This window comes from Neorhizobium sp. 05N33, assembly GCF_056397445.1.
Genome location: NZ_JBFTNK010000002.1, coordinates 180055 through 204142, shown reverse-complemented (window position 1 = coordinate 204142; position 24088 = coordinate 180055). Strand labels below are relative to the sequence as shown.

At 61.3% G+C, this 24088-nt stretch carries 26 protein-coding genes; 20 read left to right on the top strand and 6 right to left on the bottom strand.

Going from position 1 to position 24088, the window contains the following annotated elements; all coding sequences use genetic code 11:
• Nucleotides 1-281: 281 nt before the first annotated feature.
• The gene (locus tag AC1DLT_RS05285; protein ID WP_038539927.1) at nucleotides 282-527 is read left to right on the top strand and encodes a helix-turn-helix domain-containing protein; all 246 of its coding nucleotides are present in this window, start codon (nucleotides 282-284) and stop codon (nucleotides 525-527) included.
• A 78-nt stretch (nucleotides 528-605) separates the two neighbouring features.
• Here AC1DLT_RS05285 and AC1DLT_RS05280 read toward each other — a convergent pair whose 3' ends face one another.
• Together AC1DLT_RS05280 and AC1DLT_RS05275 are read right to left on the bottom strand one after the other, a co-directional pair.
• Complete coding sequence (locus tag AC1DLT_RS05280) at nucleotides 606-1487, bottom strand: LysR family transcriptional regulator (protein ID WP_038539930.1); 882 nt, start codon at nucleotides 1485-1487, stop codon at nucleotides 606-608.
• Between the two features lie 27 nt (nucleotides 1488-1514).
• Nucleotides 1515-1823 carry a putative quinol monooxygenase gene (locus AC1DLT_RS05275; RefSeq protein ID WP_247136116.1) on the bottom strand — a complete coding sequence of 103 codons (309 nt, stop codon included), beginning with the start codon at nucleotides 1821-1823 and terminating at the stop codon, nucleotides 1515-1517.
• 113 nt (nucleotides 1824-1936) lie between these two features.
• Here AC1DLT_RS05275 and AC1DLT_RS05270 point away from each other — a divergent pair, with 113 nt between their 5' ends.
• The 7 genes from AC1DLT_RS05270 (at nucleotide 1937) to AC1DLT_RS05240 (ending at nucleotide 8481) form a co-directional block, all read left to right on the top strand.
• Nucleotides 1937-3433 carry a CoA-acylating methylmalonate-semialdehyde dehydrogenase gene (locus AC1DLT_RS05270; protein ID WP_477486100.1) on the top strand — a complete coding sequence of 499 codons (1497 nt, stop codon included), beginning with the start codon at nucleotides 1937-1939 and terminating at the stop codon, nucleotides 3431-3433.
• 170 nt (nucleotides 3434-3603) lie between these two features.
• Nucleotides 3604-3924 carry a hypothetical protein gene (locus AC1DLT_RS05265; protein WP_247033506.1) on the top strand — a complete coding sequence of 107 codons (321 nt, stop codon included), beginning with the start codon at nucleotides 3604-3606 and terminating at the stop codon, nucleotides 3922-3924.
• A gap of 184 nt (nucleotides 3925-4108) precedes the next feature.
• Nucleotides 4109-5197, top strand: a complete 1089-nt coding sequence (locus AC1DLT_RS05260) for a YjgN family protein (protein ID WP_477486486.1) — start codon at nucleotides 4109-4111, stop codon at nucleotides 5195-5197.
• The gene (locus AC1DLT_RS05255) at nucleotides 5187-6251 is read left to right on the top strand and encodes a M48 family metallopeptidase (protein WP_477486099.1); all 1065 of its coding nucleotides are present in this window, start codon (nucleotides 5187-5189) and stop codon (nucleotides 6249-6251) included. The genes AC1DLT_RS05260 and AC1DLT_RS05255 overlap by 11 nt, the downstream gene beginning before the upstream one ends.
• Before the next feature lie 73 nt (nucleotides 6252-6324).
• Complete coding sequence (locus AC1DLT_RS05250; RefSeq protein WP_477486098.1) at nucleotides 6325-6456, top strand: hypothetical protein; 132 nt, start codon at nucleotides 6325-6327, stop codon at nucleotides 6454-6456.
• A 340-nt stretch (nucleotides 6457-6796) separates the two neighbouring features.
• Nucleotides 6797-7279 carry an iron-responsive transcriptional regulator RirA gene (gene rirA, locus AC1DLT_RS05245; RefSeq protein WP_038539948.1) on the top strand — a complete coding sequence of 161 codons (483 nt, stop codon included), beginning with the start codon at nucleotides 6797-6799 and terminating at the stop codon, nucleotides 7277-7279.
• Between the two features lie 170 nt (nucleotides 7280-7449).
• Nucleotides 7450-8481 (top strand): AbrB family transcriptional regulator, encoded by a 1032-nt coding sequence (locus tag AC1DLT_RS05240; protein ID WP_477486097.1) that lies wholly within the window; start codon nucleotides 7450-7452, stop codon nucleotides 8479-8481.
• 3 nt (nucleotides 8482-8484) lie between these two features.
• Here the strand turns inward: AC1DLT_RS05240 and AC1DLT_RS05235 are convergent, their stop codons facing one another.
• Entirely contained in the window at nucleotides 8485-9723 is a 1239-nt protein-coding gene (locus tag AC1DLT_RS05235; RefSeq protein WP_477486096.1) for a TadE/TadG family type IV pilus assembly protein, read from the bottom strand.
• 170 nt (nucleotides 9724-9893) lie between these two features.
• Here AC1DLT_RS05235 and AC1DLT_RS05230 point away from each other — a divergent pair, with 170 nt between their 5' ends.
• Together AC1DLT_RS05230 and AC1DLT_RS05225 are read left to right on the top strand one after the other, a co-directional pair.
• Nucleotides 9894-10424 carry a gluconokinase gene (locus AC1DLT_RS05230; protein WP_477486095.1) on the top strand — a complete coding sequence of 177 codons (531 nt, stop codon included), beginning with the start codon at nucleotides 9894-9896 and terminating at the stop codon, nucleotides 10422-10424.
• A 218-nt stretch (nucleotides 10425-10642) separates the two neighbouring features.
• The gene (locus AC1DLT_RS05225; RefSeq protein ID WP_477483753.1) at nucleotides 10643-11299 is read left to right on the top strand and encodes a TetR/AcrR family transcriptional regulator; all 657 of its coding nucleotides are present in this window, start codon (nucleotides 10643-10645) and stop codon (nucleotides 11297-11299) included.
• 8 nt (nucleotides 11300-11307) lie between these two features.
• On the opposite strand, the gene AC1DLT_RS05220 is transcribed toward AC1DLT_RS05225, so the two are convergent.
• The 3 genes from AC1DLT_RS05220 to AC1DLT_RS05210 form a co-directional block, all read right to left on the bottom strand.
• On the bottom strand, nucleotides 11308-12606 hold the full coding sequence (locus AC1DLT_RS05220) for an NAD(P)/FAD-dependent oxidoreductase (RefSeq protein WP_477486094.1): 1299 nt from the start codon (nucleotides 12604-12606) through the stop codon (nucleotides 11308-11310).
• Between the two features lie 95 nt (nucleotides 12607-12701).
• Nucleotides 12702-13949, bottom strand: coding sequence for an NAD(P)/FAD-dependent oxidoreductase (locus tag AC1DLT_RS05215; RefSeq protein WP_477486093.1), 1248 nt, complete (start codon nucleotides 13947-13949; stop codon nucleotides 12702-12704).
• Between the two features lie 81 nt (nucleotides 13950-14030).
• The gene (locus tag AC1DLT_RS05210; RefSeq protein WP_247033513.1) at nucleotides 14031-14378 is read right to left on the bottom strand and encodes a hypothetical protein; all 348 of its coding nucleotides are present in this window, start codon (nucleotides 14376-14378) and stop codon (nucleotides 14031-14033) included.
• Between AC1DLT_RS05210 and AC1DLT_RS05205 the strand changes: the two genes are divergently transcribed.
• The 10 genes from AC1DLT_RS05205 to AC1DLT_RS05160 all read left to right on the top strand — a co-directional run bounded on the left by AC1DLT_RS05205 (nucleotide 14377) and on the right by AC1DLT_RS05160 (nucleotide 24025).
• A complete protein-coding gene (locus AC1DLT_RS05205) occupies nucleotides 14377-14667 on the top strand; it encodes a hypothetical protein (protein ID WP_477486092.1) in 291 nt (96 codons plus the stop codon). The two genes, AC1DLT_RS05210 and AC1DLT_RS05205, sit on opposite strands and share 2 nt — an antisense overlap.
• A gap of 11 nt (nucleotides 14668-14678) precedes the next feature.
• Complete coding sequence (locus AC1DLT_RS05200; protein WP_477486091.1) at nucleotides 14679-14843, top strand: hypothetical protein; 165 nt, start codon at nucleotides 14679-14681, stop codon at nucleotides 14841-14843.
• A gap of 312 nt (nucleotides 14844-15155) precedes the next feature.
• A complete protein-coding gene (gene kdpF / locus AC1DLT_RS05195; protein ID WP_038539975.1) occupies nucleotides 15156-15245 on the top strand; it encodes a K(+)-transporting ATPase subunit F in 90 nt (29 codons plus the stop codon).
• Nucleotides 15246-15310: 65 nt separating this feature from the next.
• Nucleotides 15311-17014: a potassium-transporting ATPase subunit KdpA gene (gene kdpA, locus AC1DLT_RS05190; protein WP_477486090.1), complete on the top strand. Its 1704-nt coding sequence runs from the start codon at nucleotides 15311-15313 to the stop codon at nucleotides 17012-17014.
• A gap of 21 nt (nucleotides 17015-17035) precedes the next feature.
• The gene (locus AC1DLT_RS05185) at nucleotides 17036-17188 is read left to right on the top strand and encodes a hypothetical protein (protein WP_172729778.1); all 153 of its coding nucleotides are present in this window, start codon (nucleotides 17036-17038) and stop codon (nucleotides 17186-17188) included.
• 57 nt (nucleotides 17189-17245) lie between these two features.
• Entirely contained in the window at nucleotides 17246-19333 is a 2088-nt protein-coding gene (gene kdpB / locus AC1DLT_RS05180) for a potassium-transporting ATPase subunit KdpB (RefSeq protein ID WP_477486089.1), read from the top strand.
• A 68-nt stretch (nucleotides 19334-19401) separates the two neighbouring features.
• On the top strand, nucleotides 19402-19971 hold the full coding sequence (kdpC, locus tag AC1DLT_RS05175; protein ID WP_477486088.1) for a potassium-transporting ATPase subunit KdpC: 570 nt from the start codon (nucleotides 19402-19404) through the stop codon (nucleotides 19969-19971).
• Between the two features lie 176 nt (nucleotides 19972-20147).
• Nucleotides 20148-22853 carry a DUF4118 domain-containing protein gene (locus AC1DLT_RS05170; protein WP_477483760.1) on the top strand — a complete coding sequence of 902 codons (2706 nt, stop codon included), beginning with the start codon at nucleotides 20148-20150 and terminating at the stop codon, nucleotides 22851-22853.
• The gene (locus tag AC1DLT_RS05165) at nucleotides 22850-23542 is read left to right on the top strand and encodes a response regulator transcription factor (protein ID WP_038539990.1); all 693 of its coding nucleotides are present in this window, start codon (nucleotides 22850-22852) and stop codon (nucleotides 23540-23542) included. The genes AC1DLT_RS05170 and AC1DLT_RS05165 overlap by 4 nt, the downstream gene beginning before the upstream one ends.
• A 33-nt stretch (nucleotides 23543-23575) precedes the next feature.
• On the top strand, nucleotides 23576-24025 hold the full coding sequence (locus tag AC1DLT_RS05160) for a PTS sugar transporter subunit IIA (RefSeq protein WP_477486087.1): 450 nt from the start codon (nucleotides 23576-23578) through the stop codon (nucleotides 24023-24025).
• Nucleotides 24026-24088: the final 63 nt, after the last annotated feature.

Here is a 24088-nt window from a genome sequence, read left to right as displayed (position 1 = left end):
GTGGCACCGCAAACGCGGTGCCATTTCTGTTTTTTCAGCTCGATTTAAGGCAAAAATGCCCGATTCCAGCCGTTTTAAGCGAGTTGGGTAAATGGATGCCGCCTTCTTTCGACCTGAAAGCGAACACATTTTTGTGCACTGCAGTAACCGCCCTTGTCTCGGTCGTCAGCATGCCTATGTTTGCGGCAGCCGGTGCCTAATTTTTTAGACTCCTGCGTCTCGGGCATTCGTCCCCCTTCACCTGACCGGTTTTCGGCAGGCCATTCTAGAAGGAGCATACAATGACAATTTCGATCAATAATTTCGCATCCGCCAATGGAGCGAAGCTTTCTCCGCAGCACATTGCCTCAGCCGTCGCCGAAACGCGTCGTTCTGTCGGCTACAGCATTGAAGAGCTTGCCATCACGACCGGCCTCGTCAACGACGAGATCGTTCGCATTGAAAACGGCACCGATGCCGATCCGGCCAAGCTGAAGCGCATTGCCGCGGCACTCAAGGTTCCGGTTACGACCTTCCTGCCTTCTTGATACAAGGTTTTCCGGCCGCTTCGGCGGCCGGACCCTGTTTGGGTCTTCTTCTTTTCCCCATGAAGACCGTCCTATCCGTCACACAAAAATGTGGCTTTCCCCATCGACCAGTTCCTTCAGAAACTCCACCACCGTCCTCAGCCGCATCAGGTCGCGGGTCGTTTCGTGATAGGTGGTCCAGTAGGACCGCCGAATAACGGTCCCGGGCAGCACCCGCACCAGTTCCGGATATTGTCGCGCGACATAGTCGTGAAGGATGCCGATGCCCGCGCCGGAACGGACCGCCTCGGTCTGGCCGATAGCGCTTGAAATCTCGAAGCTGGCATCCCAGTCCCGCATCACCTCGCCGGTGAAATTCAAGGACGGCGAAAAAATCAGGTCCTCCACATAACCGATGCGCGGATGGCTCTTCAGCGCCTCCACCGTCTGCGGCGTTCCTGCCTGATCGAGATAGGTCTTCGAGGCGTAGAGGCCGAGCGTATAATCGGTCAGTTTCGAAGAGATGAGCCGACCCTGTTCCGGGCGTTCGATGGTGATGGCGATATCCGCCTCCCGCTGGGACAGCGAGAAGGATCGCGGCACGGGCACCAGCTGCAGCTTAAGTTCCGGATGGCGGCGCGTCAGCCGCCCGAGCCGTGAGGCAAGAAAGGAAACGCCAAAACCGTCGGGCGCCCCGATCCTGACCGTACCGGCGATCGCCGCGTCGATCCGCCCGGTGCTCGCCTGCGCCGCCAGCATCTCCGTTTCCATCCGCTCGGCCGCCCGAAAGAACACCTCGCCTTCGGCGGTCAGTTCGCAGCCATTGGTCCGGCGGATGAGGAGGCGAGTACGCAAATCCTCTTCCAGCGCCGTCACCCGCCGCCCGAGCGTCGCATGGTTGACGCCGAGCCGCCGCGAAGCAGCCAGGATCTGGCCGGCGCGGGCTACCGCCAGAAACATGCGGACATCGTCCCAGTTCATCGTTGGTTGTCTTTCAATGCCTGCTGCTTATTTTGCCCGCATCATCACCGGATCGACGTCGATCAGCCTGAGAGACTTCACCATGTCCGCCGTATGTTCCTTATATTTCAGGAAATGCGGCGTCCGGAGATGCGCCTCGTAAGCATTTTGGTCAGCATATACCTCCAGGATACGGATTTGCTCAGGCCGTTCCTTTTCAGCGACGGCATGCAACATCAGCACGCCCGGCTCATTGTCCACCGATGCCTCGATTTCCTCGGCAAGGAGGGCTCGATAGGGGTCGATTTGTGCGGGATGAATTTCCAGTTCCGCGATCCTGACGATCTTGCCAGACATGACAGCCTCGGTCTTGCTTCAATTTCTGCACAACGGATGCTTATTCCACTCCATTGCTTTGTGCAAATCGAAGTGTAGACTCCCGCCACGTACCAAAAATGGAGGAGCATACCATGCGTGAGATCGGGCATTTCATCGGCGGCAAGCATGTCGCCGGCACCAGCGGCCGCACGGCTGACGTCTTCAATCCGGCAACTGGCGAAGTCCAGGCGAAGGTTTCGCTTGCCAGCGTTTCAGAAATCCGCGCTGCCGTCGAAAGCGCCAAGCAGGCCCAGCCGAAATGGGCTGCCACCAATCCACAGCGCCGCGCCCGTGTCTTCATGAAGTTCGTCGACCTGCTCAACCAGAACATGGATGAACTCGCCGAGATGCTGTCGAAGGAACACGGCAAGACGGTTGAGGATTCCAAGGGCGACGTCATTCGCGGCCTGGAAGTCTGCGAATTCGTGATCGGCATCCCGCATCTGTCGAAGGGCGAGTTTACCGAAGGCGCCGGCCCGCAGATCGACATGTATTCGATGCGCCAGCCGGTCGGCATCGGCGCCGGCATTACCCCGTTCAATTTCCCGGGCATGATCCCGATGTGGATGTTCGCCCCCGCGATTGCTTGCGGCAATGCCTTCATCCTGAAGCCGTCGGAGCGTGACCCGTCCCTGCCGATCCGCCTCGCCGAACTGATGATCGAAGCGGGCCTGCCTGCCGGCATCCTGAACGTCGTCAACGGCGACAAGGCAGCCGTCGACGCGATCCTCACCGATCCGGATATCGGCGCCATCTCCTTCGTCGGCTCGACCCCGATCGCCCGTTACGTCTATGGCACGGCTGCGATGAACGGCAAGCGCGCGCAGTGCTTCGGCGGCGCCAAGAACCACATGATCATCATGCCGGACGCGGATCTCGACCAGGCCGTCAACGCGCTGATGGGGGCCGGCTACGGTTCCGCCGGCGAGCGCTGCATGGCGGTTTCGGTCGCGGTCCCGGTCGGCGAGGAAACCGCCAACCGCCTCGTTGAAAAGCTGATCCCGAAGATCGAGTCCCTGCGTATCGGTCCCTACACGGACGAAAAGGCCGACATGGGACCGGTCGTCACCAAGGAAGCACACGCCCGCATCAACGGGCTGATCAACCGCGGCGTCGAGGAAGGCGCCAAGCTTCTCGTCGATGGCCGCGGCTTCAAGCTGCAGGGTTACGAGAACGGCTATTTCGTCGGCGGCACGCTGTTCGACAATGTCACGCCCGAGATGGACATCTACAAGCAGGAAATCTTCGGTCCTGTCCTCTCGGTCGTCCGCGCCCATAACTATGAAGAAGCGCTCGATCTGCCGATGAAGCACGAATACGGCAACGGCGTTGCGATCTACACCCGCGACGGCGATGCCGCCCGTGACTTCGCCAGCCGCATCAATATCGGCATGATCGGCATCAACGTTCCGATCCCGGTTCCGCTCGCCTATCACTCGTTCGGCGGCTGGAAGGCTTCGAGCTTCGGCGATCTCAACCAGCACGGCACGGATTCGATCAAGTTCTGGACCAAGACCAAGACGATCACCGCCCGCTGGCCGTCCGGCATCAAGGATGGTGCCGAATTCGTCATGCCGACGATGAAGTAAGCAGAAACTCGGTCGAAATTATCAGGCGGGCCTCTTCGGGGCCCGTTTTTTGTTGGCGTCATATCCGGTTTACCAAGCAATTTAATCCCGCTTTATCCGTGAATACTGGCCAAATCGTCAGTGGTTCTCGTTTATACGAATGACGGTAAAGTAACAAAAAGGGGACGGGCATGGCTAAAAAGGTAATGATGAAGAACGACAGCATCGGTCTGACCAAGAAGGGTTTCCACGGTTTTTCCTGGACCTACCTTTTCTTCGGCTGGCTGGTTCCGGTTGTACGCGGTGAAATCTCCATCGGTGCCCTGCATCTGGTGATCTCGGTGTTCACCGCGGGCATCTCGCAACTCATTTTCTCCTTTCTCTACAACAAGCAGTATACGCACCGGCTGATCGAAAAAGGTTATCGGTTCGCCGACACGCCGGAGAACAACGCTGCTGCGGCCCAAGCGCTCGGCGCCGATCTCCCTGCCGGGACGCCGGCACACGCCTGAGGGCCCAATCGAGAAATGAGCAAAACGGGTCTCGCAGGAGGCCCGTTTTTGTTTTGGCGACCCAGAATCTGATTACGTGTCGCGCGAACAATTGAAATGACATATCCAGGCCCTACAATCATGCGGGGAATCGGGCAGGCAGCCGTCTCGACGGTATTCGGCAAGGGGATATGACATCATGGCAATGGCAGAGACGACGCCTCGGGCGGCGGCGGGGCAGTATTTTGAGCGCGCATCCTTCACCGGCAGCGCCAGCGAATATTTCGGTATCTGGATCGTCAACGTTCTGCTGACGATCGTCACCCTCGGCATCTATTCGGCCTGGGCCAAGGTGCGGCGCATGCGATACTTCTACGGCAACACGGTCATTCTCGACCGCGCCTTCGAATATCACGCGACCGGCAAGCAGATCTTCATCGGCCGGCTGATCGTCATTGCGTTCCTGATCGTGATCAACATCAGCACGGCGATTTTTCCGCCGCTCGGCATCCTTACTCCGATCGTGATCCTGGTTGCTCTTCCGTGGCTCATCAAGCGCAGCCTGCGCTTCAACGCCCGGGTGACGAGCTACCGCAATGTGCGTTTCGATTTCGTCGGCACCGCGGGCGGCGCTTTCGTTGCGATCCTGCTCGGCAGTTTTGTCGCCTTCATTTCCTTCGGCATCCTGGCGCCACTCGCGAGCCGCTGGACCTGGCGATACATCTTCAACAACCTGCGGTACGGAGACCGGCCGTTTTCCAGCGATCCGCAGCTCGGCCAACTTTATCGCGTCTGGATCCTGCCGGCATTGATCGTGTTCCTGGGCAGCATCGTCTTCGGTTTCATTGCCTTCGTCGTGATCATCGGTGCTGCGACCGTCATGCGCGAGAGCGCCGAATTGACGAGCACGCAGATGACCGTGCTGAGCATCGCCGGTCTCTATGCCGGGGTCTTCATCTATTTCATCCTCTATGGTGTTGCTGGTCTCTTCTATCGGGCGGGTGTGCGCAACGTCGCCTGGTCGGCGGCGGAACTTGACGGTCGCCATCAGCTGGTCAGCGATATCTCCCGGCTGCGTTATGCCTGGATCGCAATCAGCAACGTGATCGTCACCGTGCTGACGCTCGGACTGATGCGCCCCTGGGCGGCGGTCCGGATGGCGCGGTATGTGAACGAGCATTCCGGCATCCGCATTAACGGCGATCCGGGCGAAATCCTCTCCTCGATCGAGGCGACCGGTGCTGCAATCAGTGCCGAATACATGGATATGGAAGGGTTCGACTTTGGCTTCTGACGGAGCGGTCATCGCTAAAGGCGAATGGCATCCGGCCAATTCCAGCCGCGCAATCCCGGCCGTTCTGCGCGAGGATGGCAGTCTCCTCGTCGCGGCGGAAGAGGGGCAGGTCCTCGCCTCTGCCGTGCCGGAGCGGGTCGAGGTCAGTTCGCGGGTCGGCTCTATTCCGCGGCGAGTGAGTTTCCCGGATGGTTCCGTGTTCGAAACGCGCGACAACGAGGGCATCGACACCTATCTCCGCGCCAAGCGAGGCGCTCGCAGCGGCCTGATCCATCGGCTGGAGCGATTCCATCCGCGGCTGATCGTCATGACGATCGCCGTCATCCTGCTTGCGGCTTCGATCTATCGGTTTGCGGTACCCGTGCTGGTGGAGGTTGCCGTCCTGGTAACGCCGCCGTTCGTGCCGGAACTGATCGGCTCCGGCACGCTCGCCTCGCTCGATCGGACGATCCTGAAACCCTCCGAATTGCCGGAAGGCGAACGGCAGGCGATCTCCGAGGGCTTCTCGAAACTGGCCGAACATTCGAAGGGCGGACAGAAGGCCTATCGGCTTTATTTCCGGGATGGCGGCGTGATTGGCCCGAATGCCTTCGCACTCCCCGACGGCAGCCTGATCCTCACCGACGATCTGGTGAAGCTCGCCAACAGCGACCGGGAAATGATCCTCGGCGTGCTCGGCCACGAGATTGCCCATGTCGAGGGCAAGCACAGCCTGCGGCAGCTCTATCGCGCAGCCGGCGTTGCCGCGCTGGTCATGCTGATTGCCGGCGATGTCGGCTCGGGCGTCGAGGATATCCTCACCCAGGGCGGTGCACTGGTGGCATTGTCCTATTCACGGGCCGCGGAAGCGGAGGCGGATCGCCGTTCGGTCGAGCTGATGCGGGCTGCCGGTTACGATCCCGCCGCACTTGCCCGCTTCTTCGTGGTCCTCGAAGAAAAGCTCGGAGACCATGGCGACGCGAGCATCCTGTCGAGCCATCCGGGCACCCCGCAACGTCAGCAGGACATCCGCAATTATGCCGCCGAGCTGGAAGGTCGGCCTCAGGCAAGGTAGCCATGATCGATAGCCACCATTGACGTATCCGCAGACTATCCTAATTTAGCTTGCGGAGTAGGAGTGGGGATGTATGTCCATGGTGTACGAGTGGGATGCGAAGCGTGCCCGCCGCGCGTATCTGGCGAGGATCGGCCTTAGCCTGCTGGCTGCAATGGTGGTGGTTGCTATCCCCACCTGGGTTGCGCTCGCGATGACCGGTTGATCAGCCGGAACTTTTCAGTCGAACCGTCGCCGATCCTGAACCGGCTTTGTGCAGGTCCACCAAAACTTACGCAGGTCGCGAGATATTGTCGGCTGTTCTTGCGCGGCCTGCTGGGGGGGCGTCCGCACGTCGTCCTTGGGCCGAGCGCCGAAGGCCCGCTCCGGCGTGCCCCGGCCTTCCGGTCATCGTTTGTGTGGATGAGCAATTCATCGCTTGCATTCCGCTCCGACGGAGGCACGCTGTCTCGCGTCGGAAACTTGATGACGATTTTCTTATTTTGGAATTGTTCAAAACTAGGGAAGTCTTTATATAGGGCGGGTACCAGTCTCGGGAGACCAGCATGCGCTTGACCAAACAGACGAATTACGCAGTACGGATGCTGATGTATTGTGCCGCCAACGAAGGCCATCTCAGCCGCATCCCCGAGATTGCAAGGGCATACGGCGTTTCCGAACTGTTCCTCTTCAAGATCCTCCAGCCGCTCACGAAGGCAGGTCTGGTGGAGACCGTGCGTGGTCGCAATGGCGGCGTCAGGCTTGGTCGTGCTGCTGAGCGCATCACCCTGTTCGACGTCATCAAGGTGACAGAAGATAGTTTCGCCATGGCGGAATGCTTCGAAGAGGGCGTTGCGGAATGTCCCCTTGTTGACAGCTGTGGGCTGAACGCCGCGCTTCGCAAGGCCCTCAATGCTTTCTTCGATGTGCTCGCCGAATACACGATCGACGACCTCGTCAAGGCGCGCCCGCAGATCAATTTCCTGCTGGGCATCGATATGCTGCATCTGCCGAAGGCCATCCCGAAGGTCGTCGCGCCGGCCGCTTGATCTTGCCCGTTGACGTTTCTTGAAGGCGCCGCCGTTGAGGTTGGCGCCTTTTGCTATCCCCCGTATGCTGTAGAAGAGGTTGACCTCGCGCGCATTTGCAATAGAAGGGGACGAGGCGTTTTGCTGGCTTTTGTCAGTTTTCCTTCCTGTGGCGCCTTCAGGATCAAGCCATGCCCCTTTCGGAATTGCGCGTATTCGCGCTGACTGCGCTGATCGGCACTGCCGGTGCGCTGGTCGCAATTCTCATTGCTTTTCCAGCTCCTTACCTCATTGGTCCGGCAATCGCGATCACCATTGCGGGGCTTGCCGGGCTGAACCTGGCGGTGCCGGCGCAGGTCCGCAACGTCTGTTTCATCGTCGTCGGCGTGTCGATGGGGGCGACTGTTACGCCGGAGGTGATCGTCGCGGCGCGCACTTGGCCTCTGAGTTTCGTCATGGTGCTCGTGGCGGTCGTCATCCTGCTCTATGTGAGTTCGTGGGTGCTGCAGCGGTTCTTCCACTATGACCGGATCACCGCGCTGCTCGCCTCCTCCCCCGGGCACCTGAGCTATGTGCTGAGCCTCGCCGCCGAAACCCGCTGCGACCTGCGCGCCGTCAGCGTCGGCCAGAGCGTGCGCGTGCTGGCGCTGACGATTACGGTCCCGCTGATCGTGGAGGTCTTCGATCTCGTCGGCACCGACCCGGTTCTGGTGCCTTTGGTGATGAGCGCGCCTGTTCTCATCGCCATGCTTATCGTCTCAGCGCTGTTCGGCGTGGTGTTCATGCGCTGGAATTTTCCGGCGGCGCTGCTGCTCGGCGGCGTCGTGGTATCGATCGCCACGCATGTGACCGGCTTCATCAACGGCGGAGTTCCGAACTGGCTGCTGGTTCCGACCTATGTCATCCTCGGTTCGGTCATCGGCACGCGTTTCTGCGGCGTGTCGATCCGCGAATTGCGCACCGCCTTCGTGGCCGGCGGCGTGGTGACCGTGGTCGTCATCGTGCTGGCAGCGGCGATTGCCGGCGGCGTTTCCTATCTGACCGGCGTGCCGCTCGATGCGGCATTGATCGCCTTTGCGCCGGGCGGGTTGGAAACCATGTCGGCGATGGCGGTGATGCTGCATGCCGACCCCACCTATGTCGGCGCCCATCACGTGCTTCGGCTGATGTTCCTGTCGGTGCTCATGCCCGTCGTGCTCGGCAAGGAAGCCCGGCAGCGTTGAGCGTCAGTTGACGAGGCGCACCGATGTAATTTCAGAGCCTGTCCCGCTGTCAGCCCCCGTATAGGGTTCGATCTGCCAGTTGGCGGAGTTCATGATCATCGTATTGACCACCAGCGTAATCAGGTTCGACTGATTGGTGGTCGAGTTGTAGACGACGTCACGGTTCGGAAGATGGATGACTCCCTTGAGCGTCTCGCCATTGGAGCCGTTGAAGATATACTGTTGCTTGCGGCCGTTGTTGGCGACATCGCTGGTCTTTTCGAACATCAGGATGCCCTTGTAGGTGCCGCTGGTCGGCGCCGATGCGGTGAAGCTCAGGGCGCCATTGGCGCGGATTTCGCTGTCGGTATCGGGGAAATAGAAGGTCACCCCGTCCGCGACGACCGTCGAACCGGAGTTGATGATCATCCGGCCCTTGATGATATGGAGGCCGGGTTTGAACGTGATCTTCGGTGATCCGTTGAAGGTGGTGCCGCAATGGACGCCTGGGGCCATGTCCTGCACTGCTCCGTCCCTTGTGCCGCTGGTGGTGCAGGTCGAGGAGACGGTCGGCTCGGCGATGCCGACGGCATAGGGGTCGCCGGAGACCTTGCAGCCGGGTTTCAGGTTGCTGAGCGTCCCGCCGTTCTTGATGTATTGGGTGCCGGCAACGCAGAAGCTGGGCGTATCGATCGTCGCGCCGCTGTTCATGATGAAGGCCGGGTTCTGGCTCGAACTGACCTCCACGCCGCATTTCTCCGAATGCACGTTGGCGCCCGAATTGATCAGGACGGCCTGCGCCGTGTTGCCGAGCACGTAGATGCATGCGCCTGAAGGCTTCGGGTTCCTGTTCGCGATCGCGGTGGATTGGACCTTGACGTCGATGGTGTGGATGCCGAGCAGACCGAGGAAATTGGTCGGCACGCCTTGGGCATAGGTGCCCGTCAGGCTGCCATCCGCATTTCCGGCGACGATGAGCGCGGTGTCGAGGTCGGTGTCTTCCGGTACCGTATCGGTCAGAAAGCGCAGCGCTTCCCGGCGCTGACTTGCAATATCGGGTTTCGCAACGGCGCTGAGCAAAGCCGCATCAAGGGCGCCCTGCAGCCGGCCGCGCTCGAACGAGGCCTGGGCAAAATCGATCGCACCACCGGCGGTCGTGACGAGGAGCGGCATCGCCAGGGCGGTGGCTATCGCAAAATTGCCGCCTGTATCGCGTAGGATATGATAAAGGCGTAACGCAATATTGTCGATGAGTCGCCGCATGATCGTGGGTTCCCGGTTGAGCTCGGTGAGTGCAGAATGCGCTTCAAGGTCAGCCCTTTTATCGCAGCCCCTCTAAAGTTCCCGTAAGAGAATTGGAAAACCTGAAGTTAACCTCGGCTCCTGTATTTCGGTTTTCCCGCCCCTGAACATGGTCCCAATGGAAGTTAATCATGCCCCCGATCGAACCCTCGTTTCCTCTCGCAATCGTCGTCATGGGTGTCAGCGGATCGGGGAAGACATCGGTGGGCGAACATCTCGCCGCGCGTCTCGGCTGCGCGTTCGTGGAGGGTGATCGCCTGCATCCGGAGGCGAATGTCGCCAAGATGGCGAAGGGCATTCCGCTGACCGACGACGACCGCTGGCCCTGGCTCGATCTCGTCGGCAACGAACTGGCCACGGCAAGGGGGCGCGGCCAAAGCGTGGTCGTCTCGTGTTCGGCGCTCAAACAAACCTATCGAGATCGTTTGCGGCGGGAGGCCGGCGGCACGCTCTATTTCGTCTTTCTCACGGGCGACCCCAAGGTTCTTGAACAACGGATGGGCGCGCGTACCGGCCATTTCATGCCGACATCATTGCTTCAGAGCCAGCTCGCAACCCTTGAAAGCCCCGAGCATGAGGCCGGGGTGATAACGGTCGACGTCGACGCAAGTGTCGATACCATCGTCAGCAAGGCTTTCGATGGTATTACCAGGCTCATTTGAGGATAGATAATAGGATTTAGCCTCTCGTTTTCTCCGATGTTCTGTCTTGTGCATCGCCGTGGAAAGTATTCTAAAAATTACCAGTCATTGTGATCCGATGCTCTTCGGGCGCCGTATAAGTAACAGTTTTGCGTTCAAGCAATTCCGCCTGACTTGCCGGGAATTTTCCCGGCGACGGCAGGGAGCAGTTGACAGGTGTTTGAGGAGACGGTTTGCGGATGCCAGATTCGACGAAAGGATCCGGGCGGGGTTCCCTTCGCCGGGTGCCGAAACAGGAGCGGAGCCGCGAGCGTATCGATGAGATCCTGAAAGTGTCGATGCAGCTGATCGGCCAGAAGGGCATAGACGCAGTGACCATGAAGGAGATAGCTGCCCTTTCCGGGGGGCCTATCGCATCGGTCTATCAGTATTTCCCGAACAAGTCCGCCATCATCGCAACGCTCTACGAGCGTTACGTCGAAGAGGTTCGCTCTTTTGTCGCAGAGCAGATCGGAAAGATCGCCACGGCCGAAGACGCTTTGCAGGCCCCGGCCGCACTTTTCGATTTATACTACTATAACATGCGGGAAAGGCCATCGCTCCAGGATCTCCTGAATGCCATCCAGGCGGACAAAGCGCTTGCTGATCTGGATATTGCCGAGACCCGCTTTCAGGCTGATGTATTCTACAAGGCCACCGAGCCCTTCGTGGAAGAACCGCTTCGCGAAAACTATGCTCAGGCGCTTCTGGTGATGTTTCACCTGTCGGGCGCTACTATGCGGCTTGCCCTCATGGTTCCGGAAGACGAAGCCGCTGCGACCGTGGCGCAGTTCAAGTCGATCATTCGCGCCCAGGCGACCTATTATTTCACCGGCAGCTTCCCGGTTTCTCTCTGATCCCTTGATCAGAGGCCCAGTCGGTCGCGCAACCCATACCACCAGGCACCGAGCACCGTGAGCGGCACCCGGAACGTCTGCCCGCCCGGAAAGGGAAGGTTGGGCAGCGACGACCAGATATCGAAGCGTTCCGCATGGCCGGCGACTGCCTCGCCGAGGATCTTGCCGAGCAGATGCGTGGTGGTCACCCCGTGGCCGCTGTCGCCGTGCGAGAAATAGACCTTGTCCGACAGTTTTCCCATATGCGGGATACGCGTCAGGGTAAGCGCAAAATTGCCGCTCCAGGCATAGTCGATCTTGACGCCCTTCAACTGCGGAAACGTCTTCAGCATATTGGGGCGGATGACGCCCGTGAGATCGCTCGGGTCGTTTCCGCCGTAACCAATGCCGCCGCCATAGAGCAGCCGGTTGTCGGCAGTCCGCCGGTAATAGTCGAGAATGTAATTGGCGTCTTCGACGCAGTAATTCGCCGGCAGCAGGCTTTCGATCAGGCTCGCGTCGAGCGGTTCCGTCGCCATCACCTGACTGGAAACCGGCATCATCCGGCCGCTGATCTCTTGAAACTGCGGGGAGAGATAGGCATTGCCGCAGACAAGCACATACGAGGCCTTTACCGAACCCCTCGCGGTTCGCGTCACCGGTTTTTCGCCAGCATCTAAGCCGGTCACGCGCGAACCTTCGAAGACGCGTCCACCAAGGCTTTCGAACGCTGCCGCCTCGCCGATCACGAGATTGAGCGGATGGATGTGGCCGCCGAGCCTGTCGATCATGCCGCCGGCATACCTGTCGGTCTTTACATACCGTCCGACCTCGGCTTTCGAAACCATTTCCAGCCCGCCATGGCCGTATCTTTCCCAATCGGCTTTGTGATGCGCCATCTCGCGGATCTGCTTGTCCGTGAAGGCCGCGAAGAAGCCGCCATCCACCAGGTCGCAGTCGATCCCGTATTTCGCCACCCGGCTGCGGATGATTTCGCCGCCTTCGAGCGACATCGCCCCGAGCTGCACCGCCTTGTCGCGGCCATACCGTCCGGCGATGGTATCGAGGTCGCGGCTGTAGCCGTTGACGATCTGGCCGCCATTGCGGCCGGACGCGCCGAAGCCGATGCGCTCCGCCTCCAGCACCACGACGGAATATCCGCGCTCTGCAAGTTCCAGCGCCGCGGAAATACCCGTGAAGCCCGCGCCGACGACGCAGACATCCGTCTCTATCTCTCCGTCAAGGGCAGGGCGGACACGCTTGTCCTTTGCCGAAGCCGCGTACCAGGAATTCGTGTGGCGGGGATTGTCTGCGGGTCTAAAGGCCATGTTACACCGTCCGAATATAGGCGCCGCATTCGACATCGATCCCGCACAGGGCAGGCTCCGACAGTCCGTGCCCCTTCAAGACCAATCGAACAGAGCTAGGCGTTGAAGCGCTCTGGCCTATAAGCCGAGATGTCGATCAATGTCTTCTGCCCCGTGATCGCCTCGGCAATCACCTGACCGGTCACCGGACCCAGCGTCAGGCCGTGATGCGCATGACCGAAGGCGAACCACAGGCCGTCGTGCCGGGGCGCCTTGCCGATGACGGGCATCATGTCCGGCGTGCAGGGGCGGGCGCCCATCCACGGCTCTTGGTCGAGCCGCTCAGCGAGTGGGAAGATGCTGCGCGCCACCGCTTCGGCGCGTTCCAGCTGAACAGGTGTCTTCGGCGCGTCGCGGCGGGCGAATTCCGCGCCCGTCGTCAACCGGATGCCCTGGTTCATCGGGGCCAGGAAATAGCCGCGCTCCGCATCCATGGTCCAGCCGTTGAGCTTGGCATTGCCCTTGGCCAAATAGTGCATGTGGTAGCCGCGCTTGACGCCGACCAGGAAATTGTAGCCGAGCGGCTTTGTGACCGTATCGGACCAGGGGCCAAGCGCCACCACCACGTCCTTGGCTTCCACCGTGCCTTCGCCGGCGACGATCCGCCAGCCGGTCTTGGTCTGCGACAGGCTCTTCGCATCGCCCTTCAGCACCCGGCCGCCGAGGCTTTCGAACAGTTTTACATAGGCTCGCGTCAGCGCCAGCGGATCCTTGACCGACCAAGGGTCTTCCCAGCGCAGGCCACCGACGAAATCGGTGGAAAGATTGGGTTCCTGCTCGGCGATATCGGCCGGCGAAAGTTCCTTGAAGGCGACGCCATACTCCTTGCGAAGCCGCTCGGCCTCGCCGATCTCGCCGTCATGCTTGCCGCGGGTGCGGAACACCTCCGTCCAGCCGTTCTTGGCGATCAGCTCCTGGGCTCCGGCTTCCTCGATCAGCTCGTTATGGGTCGCGATCGAGTGCTCGATCAGCGGCGCATAGGCGCGGGCGATCAGCTGGTGGCGGGTCATGTTCGAATGCCACCAGTATTTCGCCAGGAACGACGTGACCGACGGAATGGCCTTCCAGTGGAAATGCGCGTCGATGCGGTTGTTCATGGCATAGCGCAGGATCAGGCCGAACTGCTGGGGAAAGCCATAGGGCACGACGCCCTCGCGCTGGATCAGGCCGGCATTGCCGTAGGATGTCTCCATGCCGGGTTCTTTCCGGTCGACGAGCACCACCGATTTGCCGCGCCGGGCGAGCTGCAATGCCGTCGAAACGCCGACAATGCCGGCTCCCAGCACGATCGCATCTGCTGTCATGATCTGAATTCCATTTCCCAAGTCTTTTATCGTTCGAAGATTTCAACATGCCGCCCGGAATGCTGCGGCGCAAACGAAAAATCACGGTTGCTTATATGGATTCCCTATTTCTTCGTCTGCCGCATCCAATCGAAAGCCTATGCGGCCGTCGCTACCTTTCGGGTCGTCGTGCATCGGTTTCGATGCGGGCTCCGCGCGAACAATGCCGCGGGCCGATCCCAACAAGGAGTGACTGAAATGTTTGGTCGTTTGGGGAGCGTCTACTTCCTGCATCTTGCTGAAGCCAAAGCCCGGCAGCGCCGGCTGTTGCAGCCAAATCGCCCGGTCGACGCGAACCTCGGCGTTTTCCTGAGGCTCCTCGGCGTCATCGGCCTCGGCCTTTGCGCCGCGGGCCTTGTTTCCATGATGGCTGCGTGAGGGGATCGTCATGGGTAAGGCAATGCCGAAAGTCGAGCCTCCCTCGCGAGGCGTGCGTTTCATGGTGGGCCGCGATGTCGGCGGCCGTTGGGTCGTCTCCGACCGCGATGGGCTCGTCGGCGGATTGTTCACCGATCGGGCGTCGGCGGTGCATTTCGCCATGTTCGAAAGTGATCGCACGCCGGGTGCCGTCTGCTGCCTCCCGGAAGGCGTCACCTTGAGCTTGGGGCCGATTTTCGAGACCCTGGTGAAGGCCCCCGAGGCGATCGATCCCCGCATGAAGATCGTCGGACGGGCATGAGGAGAACGCCGATGTCCAAGGCCGTTCACCACATGCGCCAACACGTATATCCGCGCTCCCGTAATTTCGGGAATCCGGACCATCTGCGTGCATCGAGCATCATTCTCGGCATGCTCGCGGTGATGCTGATGGCGCTCGTTTTCGCCTATGCCATAACCTTTACCGCCGCTTCCTGAGGGCAGCCGCCGCCGGAAAGAACGAAATTCCTATAGGATTTTTATTTCTTTCCCCTGAGCCCCGTCTCGAACCCCTATGCGGTCGCGCCGCATATTAGGGTCCGAGAGATCGCTAAAGATCATCTCCAAAGCCGCAAAGCATCAAAGTGCCGTCTTTCGGGGACGGCATCCCTTGCCTTGTCCGGCCTCGCCTTAACAACAGGAGTCCAGATCGATGTTGGACGTCATTCTACTCGGCACCGCAGTCGTCTTCTTCGGTCTCTGCCTTGCCTATACCCGCGCCTGCGACAGGCTTTGAAGGGAGAAGCTCCGATGATCCTCGATTATGTCTTGAGCGGCGGCGTGACCGTGTTCCTCACCGTCTACCTCACCTACGCTCTCATTCGCCCAGAACGCTTCTGAAAAGAACGCTTTTAAAGAGAACCGGCGCCGTTCGTCAGCTGCCGGGTATTGAAAGTTAACCCCAAATGACCCTCAACGGATGGCTTCAGATCCTGCTTTATTGCGGGATCATCATCGCGCTCGTCAAACCGCTCGGCGGTTACATGACGCGTGTCTTTTCAGGCGAGCGCACTTTTCTGTCACCCGTCCTCGTTCCGATCGAACGGGGACTTTATGCCGTGGCCGGCACCAGCGAACGCGAAGACCAGCATTGGACCTCCTATGCCTTCTCGCTGTTGATGTTCAACCTGTTCGGCGTCGTCGTGCTCTATGCGATGATGCGGCTGCAGGCCGGCCTGCCCTATAATCCGGCCGGCATGGCTGCGGTGCCGCCCGAGCTTTCCTTCAACACCGCCGTCAGTTTCGTTAGCAACACCAACTGGCAGAACTACGGCGGTGAAAGCACCATGTCCTATCTGACCCAGATGATGGGTCTCAACGTGCAGAATTTCGCCTCCGCCGCGACCGGCATGGCTATCGCCATTGGCCTGATCCGCGCCTTTTCGCGCGCTTCCGGCAAGGCGATCGGCAATTTCTGGGTCGATATGACCCGCGCCACGCTCTATATCCTGCTGCCGATCTGCATCGTGCTGACGCTGGTCTACGTCTGGCTCGGCGTGCCGCAGACGCTCGGACCTTATGTCGAGGCGACGACCCTCGAGGGCGCCAAGCAGACCATCGCGCTCGGCCCGGTCGCCTCGCAGCTTGCCATCAAGATGCTCGGCACCAATGGCGGCGGTTTCTTCAACGCCAACTCCGCCCACCCGTTCGAAAATCCGGATGCAATATCCAACCTCATCCAGATGGTGTCGATCTTTGCGATCGGTGCCGCCCTGACCAACGTTTTCGGCCGTATGGTCGGCAACCAGCGCCAGGGCTGGGCGATCCTCGCCTCGATGGGCATCCTGTTCATCGCCGGCGTCGGCATCACCTACTGGGCGGAAGCGGCCGGAAATCCGCTGATGCATGCCTTCGGTCTTGAAGGCGGCAACATGGAAGGCAAGGAAGTCCGCTTCGGCGTCACCCTGTCGTCGCTGTTTGCGGTCATCACCACGGCGGCCTCCTGCGGCGCGGTCAATGCCATGCATGGCTCGTTCACGGCACTCGGCGGCCTGATCCCGCTCATCAACATGCAACTCGGCGAAGTCATCGTCGGCGGCGTCGGCGCGGGTTTCTACGGCATCATCCTCTTCATCATCGTCGCAGTCTTCGTGGCCGGGCTTATGGTCGGCCGCACGCCGGAATATCTCGGCAAAAAGATCGAGGCGAAGGAGATGAAGATGGCCGTGCTCGCCGTTCTCTGCCTGCCGCTCGCCATGCTGGTCTTTACGGCGATCGCCACGGTGCTGCCGTCCGCGGTCGCCTCGATCGGCACCGCCGGCCCGCATGGCTTCTCCGAAATCCTCTACGCCTATACCTCGGCAGCGGCCAATAACGGCTCGGCCTTCGGCGGGCTTTCGGGCAACACGCCCTGGTACAACGTGACGCTTGGGCTCGGCATGCTGATGGGCCGCTTCCTGGTCATCATTCCGGCGCTCGCCATCGCAGGCTCGCTGGTCGCCAAGAAGACGGTTCCGGCGTCTGCCGGCACCTTCCCGACCGACGGCCCGCTCTTCGTCGGCCTGCTGGTCGGCACCATCCTGATCGTCGGCGGCCTCACCTTCATGCCCGCTCTGGCGCTCGGCCCCGTCGTCGAACACCTGGTCATGATCGCCGGCCAGACGTTTTGAGGTACCAAGGGGAGCAATGCCATGAGCATCCGCAAAGCCCTCCGCAGACAGTCCACCCTTGCCTCGCAAAAGCGAGGCAAGGGTAAGCAGAGCCCCTACGGATCCTATGCAATTTTTATCATGACGGCGGTCATTCTTGCCGTTGTCCTCGTGATCGAAGTCTTGCGCGGCTGATCGACCCTTCGTCGCCTCGATTGACAAGCCAACTCATTTTCAAAGCTGGAGTCTCTTATGAGCCAGGCAAAATCCGCGAGCATCATGGATACTCGCATACTCATTCCGGCCGCAGGCGATGCTTTCAAGAAGCTCAACCCACGGACCCTTGCCCGGAACCCCGTCATGTTCGTCGTGGCCACGGTCTCGGTCCTCACCACCGTGCTTTTCCTCCGCGACCTCGCGGTCGGCAACGGCAATCTCGGTTTCTCCTTCCAGATCAACATCTGGCTCTGGTTCACCGTCTTGTTCGCCAATTTCGCCGAAGCGGTCGCCGAAGGCCGCGGCAAGGCGCAGGCGGATTCGCTGCGCAAGGCCCGCACCGAAACCCAGGCCAAGCTGCTCTCGGGCAGCGACCGCACCCAGTACAAGATGGTTGCCGGTACGAGCCTCAAGGTCGGCGACGTCGTGCTCGTCGAGCCAGGCGACATCATTCCGTCAGATGGCGAAGTCATCGAGGGGGTCGCCTCCGTCAACGAAGCCGCGATCACCGGCGAGAGCGCTCCCGTCATCCGCGAATCCGGCGGCGACCGCTCGGCTGTGACCGGCGGCACGCAGGTGCTCTCCGACTGGATCCGCGTCCGTATCACCGCCGCTGCCGGCTCGACCTTCCTCGACCGGATGATCTCGCTCGTCGAGGGCGCCGAGCGCCAGAAGACGCCGAACGAGATCGCGCTCAACATCCTGCTCGCCGGCATGACGCTGATCTTCGTGCTCGCCACCGCAACGATCCCGAGCTTCGCGATCTATGCCGGCGGCTCGATCCCGATCATCATCCTTGTCGCCCTGTTCGTGACGCTGATCCCGACGACGATCGGCGCGCTGCTGTCGGCGATCGGCATTGCGGGCATGGACCGCCTCGTCCGCTTCAACGTGCTCGCGATGTCCGGTCGCGCCGTCGAAGCTGCCGGCGACGTCGACACGCTGCTGCTCGACAAGACCGGCACGATTACGCTCGGCAACCGCCAGGCCACCTCGTTCCGCCCGGTCCGCGGCGTCTCCGAACAAGATCTCGCCGATGCCGCCCAGCTCGCCTCGCTTGCCGACGAAACGCCGGAAGGCCGCTCGATCGTCGTGCTTGCCAAGGAAAAGTACGCTATCCGCGGCCGCGACATGGCGAGCCTGAAGGCGAGTTTCGTCCCCTTTACCGCCCAGACCCGCATGAGCGGCGTCGATCTCGACGGTTCGCAAATCCGCAAGGGTGCGGTCGATGCGGTACTCGCCTATGTCCGTGCCGGTTCGCTTCCGGTCTCCGGCAACGCTGCGATCGCCGCCAGCTCGCAATCCGATATCGTGCGCGAGCTGCAGGCGATCGCCGACGAAATCGCCAAGGCCGGCGGTACGCCGCTTGCCGTTGCCCGTGACGGCAAGCTGCTCGGCGTCGTCCAGCTGAAGGACATCGTTAAGGGCGGCATCCGCGAGCGTTTCGCTGAACTGCGCCGCATGGGCATCCGCACCGTGATGATCACCGGCGACAACCCGATGACGGCCGCAGCGATTGCCGCCGAAGCGGGTGTCGACGACTTCCTTGCCCAGGCGACGCCTGAGAACAAGCTGACGCTGATCCGCGAGGAACAGGCCAAGGGCAAGCTCGTCGCGATGTGCGGCGACGGTACCAACGATGCGCCGGCACTCGCCCAGGCCGATGTCGGCGTCGCCATGAACACCGGCACGGTCGCCGCCCGCGAGGCCGGCAACATGGTCGACCTCGACTCGGACCCGACGAAACTCATCGAGATCGTCGAGATCGGCAAGCAGCTGCTGATGACCCGTGGCGCGCTGACCACCTTTTCCATCGCCAACGATATCGCCAAGTATTTCGCCATCATCCCGGCGATGTTCCTGACCTTCTACCCGCAGCTCGGCGTGCTGAACATCATGGGGCTCGCCACGCCGCAAAGCGCCATCCTGTCGGCGATCATCTTCAACGCACTGATCATCATCGCGTTGATCCCGCTGTCGCTGAAGGGCGTCAAATACCGGGCTATCGGCGCCGGCGCGCTGCTTTCCCGCAACCTGCTCGTCTATGGTCTCGGCGGCATCCTCGTTCCCTTCATCGGCATCAAAGCGATCGACATGATCATCACCGCGATCGGTCTCGCTTAAATTTTACGCGGTTTCTTCACGCGAACCGGCATCCACTTCGCTTGAAAACGCTTTTTGGAGAAATGACAATGTTCAAGCAACTTCGCCCTGCGATCGTCATGATCGTCGCTACCACGGCCATTACCGGCCTGATCTACCCCTTCGCCATGACCGGCATCGCCCAGGCCGTTTTCCCAGTCCAGGCAAATGGCAGCCTGGTCGAGAAGGACGGAACTGTTGTCGGCTCGGCGCTGATCGGCCAGGCATTCACCGGCGACCAGTACTTCCAGGGTCGTCCGTCGGCTGCCGGCGACGGTTACAACGCCGCCTCGTCCTCCGGCTCCAACCTCGGCCCGACCAGCGCCAAGCTGATCGACCGGGTGAAGACGGACTACGAAGCCGCCAGGGCGACCAACCCGAACGCGGAGGTGCCGATCGACCTCGTCACGGCCTCCGGCAGCGGCCTCGACCCACATATCTCGCCGGAAGCCGCGCTCTTCCAGGTGCCGCGCGTCGCCAAGGCCCGCAACATGGATGAGGCTGCGGTCCGCGCGCTCGTCGAGGCTCATGTCGAAAGCCGCGAACTCGGTTTTCTCGGCGAACCTGTGGTCAATGTGCTTGCGTTGAATATGGCGATTGATGCTCCTATGACTCGATGAAGTAGCAAGCTGCGTCGCCCCCTCATCCGACCCTTCGGGCCACCTTCTCCCCGCCGGGGAGAAGAAAGTTATGCCGCGGCGTTTCCGGTCCTCCTCTCCCCTCGGGGAGAGGGTGGCCGAGCGTAGCGGAGGCCGGGTGAGGGGGTGTCACCCACCGACACGAAAGACCAAACCGCATGCCCGACGACAGTCGCGAGAGTGAGAACAGGCCTTCGCCGGATGCGCTTCTGGAGCATGCCGAGCGTGAGGCGCGCGGGCGGCTGAAGATTTTCCTGGGCGCTGCGCCCGGCGTCGGCAAGACCTACGAGATGCTGATGTCCGGCCGCGCCCGCAGGGCGGACGGTCTCGACGTGGTGATCGGCGTGGTCGAAACCCATGGCCGCCAGGAGACCGAGGCGCTGGTCGAGGGCTTCGAGATCGTGCCCCGCAAGGCGATCGATTATCGTGGCCAGCAGCTCGATGAAATGGACCTCGACGCTATTCTCGCGCGCCGTCCGGCGCTCGTTCTGGTCGACGAACTTGCTCATACCAACGCCGCCGGCAGCCGCCATCCGAAGCGCTACATGGATGTGCAGGAAATCCTCAGCCAAGGTATCGACGTCTATTCGACGCTCAACATCCAGCATGTCGAGAGCCTGAACGACGTGGTGGCACAGATCACCCGTGTCCGGGTGCGCGAGACGGTGCCGGACAGCATCATCGACCGGGCCGACGACGTCGAGATCATCGATATTACCCCCGACGACCTCATCAAGCGGCTGAACGACGGCAAGGTCTATGTGCCGCAGACGGCGCGGCGTGCCATCGAGAACTACTTTTCGCCCGGCAACCTGACGGCGCTGCGCGAACTGGCGCTCCGTCGCACCGCCCAGCGGGTCGACGAGCAACTCCTCAACCACATGCAGGCGCATGCCATTTCCGGCCCCTGGGCGGCGGGCGACCGGGTGCTCGTGTGTCTCGACCACGGCAGGAACGGCGCGAGCCTGGTGCGGTACGCCCGCCGCCAGGCCGATCGCCTGCGCGCGCCCTGGGCGGCGCTGCATCTGGAAACGCCGCAGTCGGTCAATCTGCCCGAACAGGACAAGGACCGGCTGGCGGCCAACATGCGGCTGGCCGAACAGCTCGGCGGCGAGACCGTGACGCTACCGGCGCTGCAGCCGTCGCGCGAGATCATTGCTTATGCGAATGCCAACAACTTCACCCATATCGTCGTCGGACGCCCGGCCAGACCGCGCTGGCGGCAGATCTTGCAGGGGTCGGTTACCTATGACCTGATCCGCTACGCGGGCGATATCAGCGTCCATGTCATCTCCGGCGACACCAAGGAAGGCGAACCGAAACGCGGCCTGAAGGCGGCGCAGCTGCCCAAGGCCTTCCGCTTCAAGCCCTATGTCAAAAGTACGATCTTCGTGGCTCTCGCGATCATCGCCGGTGCTGCGCTCGACCAGACGCTCGACGTCCGCAACCTTGCCCTCGTTTTCCTGATGGCGGTGTTGGCGGCCGCGGTGCGCGGCGGGCTGGGGCCGGGCCTGTTCGCCTCGGTGGCCGGGGCGCTCTCCTTCAACTTCTTTTTTCTCGAACCGCGCTACACGTTTACGGTCCGGGATCCGGAAAGCCTGGTGGCGCTGTTCTTTTATCTTGGCGTCGCGGTCGTTGCTTCAAACCTGACGGCGGCCGTGCAGCGCCAGGCGGCGGCGGCCCGCCAGCGGGCGCGCACCACCGAAGACCTCTATCTCTTCTCGAAGAAACTCGCCGGTACCGGCACGCTGGACGATGTGCTCTGGGCGACCGCCTTCCAGATAGCCTCAATGCTGAAAGTCCGCGTCGTCATCCTGCTGCCGGAGAATGGCTCGATCGCCGTCAAGGCCGGTTACCCGCCGGACGACACGCTGGTGGATGCGGATATCGCCGCCGCCAAATGGGCCTGGGAGCATAATCGCCCGGCCGGCCGCGCCGCCGACACGCTGCCGGGAGCCAAACGTCTTTACCTGCCGATGCGCACCGGCCGCGAAGCGGTCGGCGTCATCGGTCTCGACAACGATAAGCAGGGACCGTTGCTCACCCCTGAACAGCAGCGGCTGTTCGATGCGCTGACAGATCAGGCAGCGCTGGCGATCGAGCGCATCCAGCTTGTCTCCGACGTCGACAAGGCCAAGCTCGCCGCCGAGACCGACCGCCTGCGCACCGCGCTGCTCACCTCGATCTCGCACGACCTGAAGACGCCGCTTGCCGCGATCATGGGGTCGGCGGGCACGCTCAAGGATTTTGGCGCCGACATTCCGGAAGAGGCGCGTGCCGAACTGCTGACCAGCGTCGTCGACGAGTCCGAGCGGCTGAACCGTTTCATCTCCAACCTGCTCGATATGACCCGCATCGGCTCCGGTGCCATGGAGCCGAACTACGCCTTTCATTTCGCCGGCGATATCGTTGGCACGGCCTTGAGCCGGACCGCGAAGATTGTCTCCGCCCACAAGCTCAATGTCCGCATTCCCGCCGACATGCCGATGCTGAAGGTCGATCCGGTCCTGTTCGAGCAGGTCCTGTTCAACCTCATCGACAATGCCGCCAAGTACGCGCCGGAAGACACAGTCATCGATATCCGTGGCTGGCAGGATGGCGGTTCAATCCTTATCTCGGTGATGGACGAGGGACCTGGCATCCCGCCCGACGATCTGGAGCGGATCTTCGACAGTTTCTACAGGGTGCGGAAGGGTGACCATGTGCGGGCAGGCACGGGGCTCGGCCTTTCCATCTGCCGCGGCTTCATCGAGGCCATGGGCGGTACAATCCGGGCGTCCAACCGGTCCGATCGCCCGGGTGCGATCTTCACGATCCGGATGCCGGTGCCGACTGAAATGCCCATTATGGGAGAACAGGAATGACCAATACCGCGGTGCGCGTCCTGATCGTCGATGACGAGCCGCCGATCCGCAAGCTCTTGCGCGTGGGCCTCTCCACCCAGGGTTATGCCGTCAGCGAGGCGATGAATGCCAAGGTCGCGATCGATCTCGTAAGATCAGAAAAGCCGGACCTGATCATCCTCGATCTCGGCCTGCCGGATATGCCGGGTCACGATCTGCTGGCCAGATGGCGGGGCGAGGGGCTGGATCTGCCGATCGTCATCCTCTCCAGTCGCACCGACGAGGCCGGCATCGTCAAGGCGCTCGAACTCGGCGCCGACGACTATGTGGCGAAACCCTTCGGCATGAACGAACTCGTCGCCCGCATCCGGGTGGCACTGCGCCATCGGCTGCAGACACAGGGCGAAAAACCCGTCTTCCAGACCGGTGAGCTTTCGGTCGACCTCGTCAAGCGCATCGTCAAGGTTGCCGACAAGGAGATCAAGCTGTCGCCGAAGGAATACGACATCCTGCGTATCCTGGTGCAGCATGCGGGCAAGGTCCTGACCCACCGGTTCCTCCTCGAACATGTCTGGGACGGCCTGACCGACGTGCAATACCTGCGCGTCTATGTGCGCCAGCTTCGCCAGAAGATCGAGAAAGCGCCCGATCAGCCGCAATATATCCTGACCGAAACCGGCGTCGGTTATCGGCTGCAGGAAGGCCAATAGGCGCTGCTATTTTCATCAATGGACATGACCCCCATGAAACTTCGGGATTATCTCCCGCCGGAGAATATCGTGCTGGATCTGGCGCCGCCGTCGAAGGCGATCCTGATCCGGCAACTCGCCGCGCTGGCCGCCGAAAGGCTGGCGCTCGATGCCGGCGAGATCGTCCGGGTGCTGACCAACCGCGAAGCCCTGGGTTCGACAGGGATCGGTGCCGGCATTGCCATTCCGCATGCAAACGTGCAGGGCCTCGATCGGCATTTCTGCCTTTTCGCGCGGCTGGCGAAGCCGGTCGATTTCGAGGCGGTGGACGACGAGCCGGTCGATCTCGTATTCCTGCTTCTCAATCCGCAGAACCGTTCGGACCACTTGAATATTCTGTCCTGCATCGCGCGGCGCGTGCGTGAGGAGGAGGTGGCTGCAGCCATTCGGCGAGCTGCCGGCGTCCAGGACGTTCATTCGCGTCTTTGCCCAGCAAATCTATGATTAAAATGCGGGTAAGTTGGATTAGGCGAACGTAAACGACTTCTTCCTAATGTCCTTGACCGG

Excerpts from the sequence above, each read along its gene's own strand:
- AC1DLT_RS05200 (WP_477486091.1), top strand. The coding sequence starts at position 14,679 with ATGTCCAAGGCCGTTCACCACATGCGCCAACACGTATATCCGCGCTCC.
- AC1DLT_RS05260 (WP_477486486.1), top strand. The coding sequence starts at position 4,109 with ATGGCAGAGACGACGCCTCGGGCGGCGGCGGGGCAGTATTTTGAGCGC.
- AC1DLT_RS05185 (WP_172729778.1), top strand. The coding sequence starts at position 17,036 with ATGAGCATCCGCAAAGCCCTCCGCAGACAGTCCACCCTTGCCTCGCAA.
- AC1DLT_RS05225 (WP_477483753.1), top strand. The coding sequence starts at position 10,643 with ATGCCAGATTCGACGAAAGGATCCGGGCGGGGTTCCCTTCGCCGGGTG.
- AC1DLT_RS05270 (WP_477486100.1), top strand. The coding sequence starts at position 1,937 with ATGCGTGAGATCGGGCATTTCATCGGCGGCAAGCATGTCGCCGGCACC.
- kdpF (WP_038539975.1), top strand. The coding sequence starts at position 15,156 with ATGATCCTCGATTATGTCTTGAGCGGCGGCGTGACCGTGTTCCTCACC.
- AC1DLT_RS05165 (WP_038539990.1), top strand. The coding sequence starts at position 22,850 with ATGACCAATACCGCGGTGCGCGTCCTGATCGTCGATGACGAGCCGCCG.
- AC1DLT_RS05210 (WP_247033513.1), bottom strand. The coding sequence starts at position 14,378 with ATGACGATCCCCTCACGCAGCCATCATGGAAACAAGGCCCGCGGCGCA.
- AC1DLT_RS05275 (WP_247136116.1), bottom strand. The coding sequence starts at position 1,823 with ATGTCTGGCAAGATCGTCAGGATCGCGGAACTGGAAATTCATCCCGCA.
- AC1DLT_RS05205 (WP_477486092.1), top strand. The coding sequence starts at position 14,377 with ATGGGTAAGGCAATGCCGAAAGTCGAGCCTCCCTCGCGAGGCGTGCGT.
- AC1DLT_RS05215 (WP_477486093.1), bottom strand. The coding sequence starts at position 13,949 with ATGACAGCAGATGCGATCGTGCTGGGAGCCGGCATTGTCGGCGTTTCG.
- AC1DLT_RS05250 (WP_477486098.1), top strand. The coding sequence starts at position 6,325 with ATGTCCATGGTGTACGAGTGGGATGCGAAGCGTGCCCGCCGCGCGTAT.
- AC1DLT_RS05235 (WP_477486096.1), bottom strand. The coding sequence starts at position 9,723 with ATGCGGCGACTCATCGACAATATTGCGTTACGCCTTTATCATATCCTA.
- kdpC (WP_477486088.1), top strand. The coding sequence starts at position 19,402 with ATGTTCAAGCAACTTCGCCCTGCGATCGTCATGATCGTCGCTACCACG.
- AC1DLT_RS05240 (WP_477486097.1), top strand. The coding sequence starts at position 7,450 with ATGCCCCTTTCGGAATTGCGCGTATTCGCGCTGACTGCGCTGATCGGC.
- AC1DLT_RS05170 (WP_477483760.1), top strand. The coding sequence starts at position 20,148 with ATGCCCGACGACAGTCGCGAGAGTGAGAACAGGCCTTCGCCGGATGCG.
- kdpA (WP_477486090.1), top strand. The coding sequence starts at position 15,311 with ATGACCCTCAACGGATGGCTTCAGATCCTGCTTTATTGCGGGATCATC.
- AC1DLT_RS05230 (WP_477486095.1), top strand. The coding sequence starts at position 9,894 with ATGCCCCCGATCGAACCCTCGTTTCCTCTCGCAATCGTCGTCATGGGT.
- AC1DLT_RS05265 (WP_247033506.1), top strand. The coding sequence starts at position 3,604 with ATGGCTAAAAAGGTAATGATGAAGAACGACAGCATCGGTCTGACCAAG.
- AC1DLT_RS05285 (WP_038539927.1), top strand. The coding sequence starts at position 282 with ATGACAATTTCGATCAATAATTTCGCATCCGCCAATGGAGCGAAGCTT.
- AC1DLT_RS05220 (WP_477486094.1), bottom strand. The coding sequence starts at position 12,606 with ATGGCCTTTAGACCCGCAGACAATCCCCGCCACACGAATTCCTGGTAC.
- rirA (WP_038539948.1), top strand. The coding sequence starts at position 6,797 with ATGCGCTTGACCAAACAGACGAATTACGCAGTACGGATGCTGATGTAT.
- AC1DLT_RS05280 (WP_038539930.1), bottom strand. The coding sequence starts at position 1,487 with ATGAACTGGGACGATGTCCGCATGTTTCTGGCGGTAGCCCGCGCCGGC.
- kdpB (WP_477486089.1), top strand. The coding sequence starts at position 17,246 with ATGAGCCAGGCAAAATCCGCGAGCATCATGGATACTCGCATACTCATT.
- AC1DLT_RS05160 (WP_477486087.1), top strand. The coding sequence starts at position 23,576 with ATGAAACTTCGGGATTATCTCCCGCCGGAGAATATCGTGCTGGATCTG.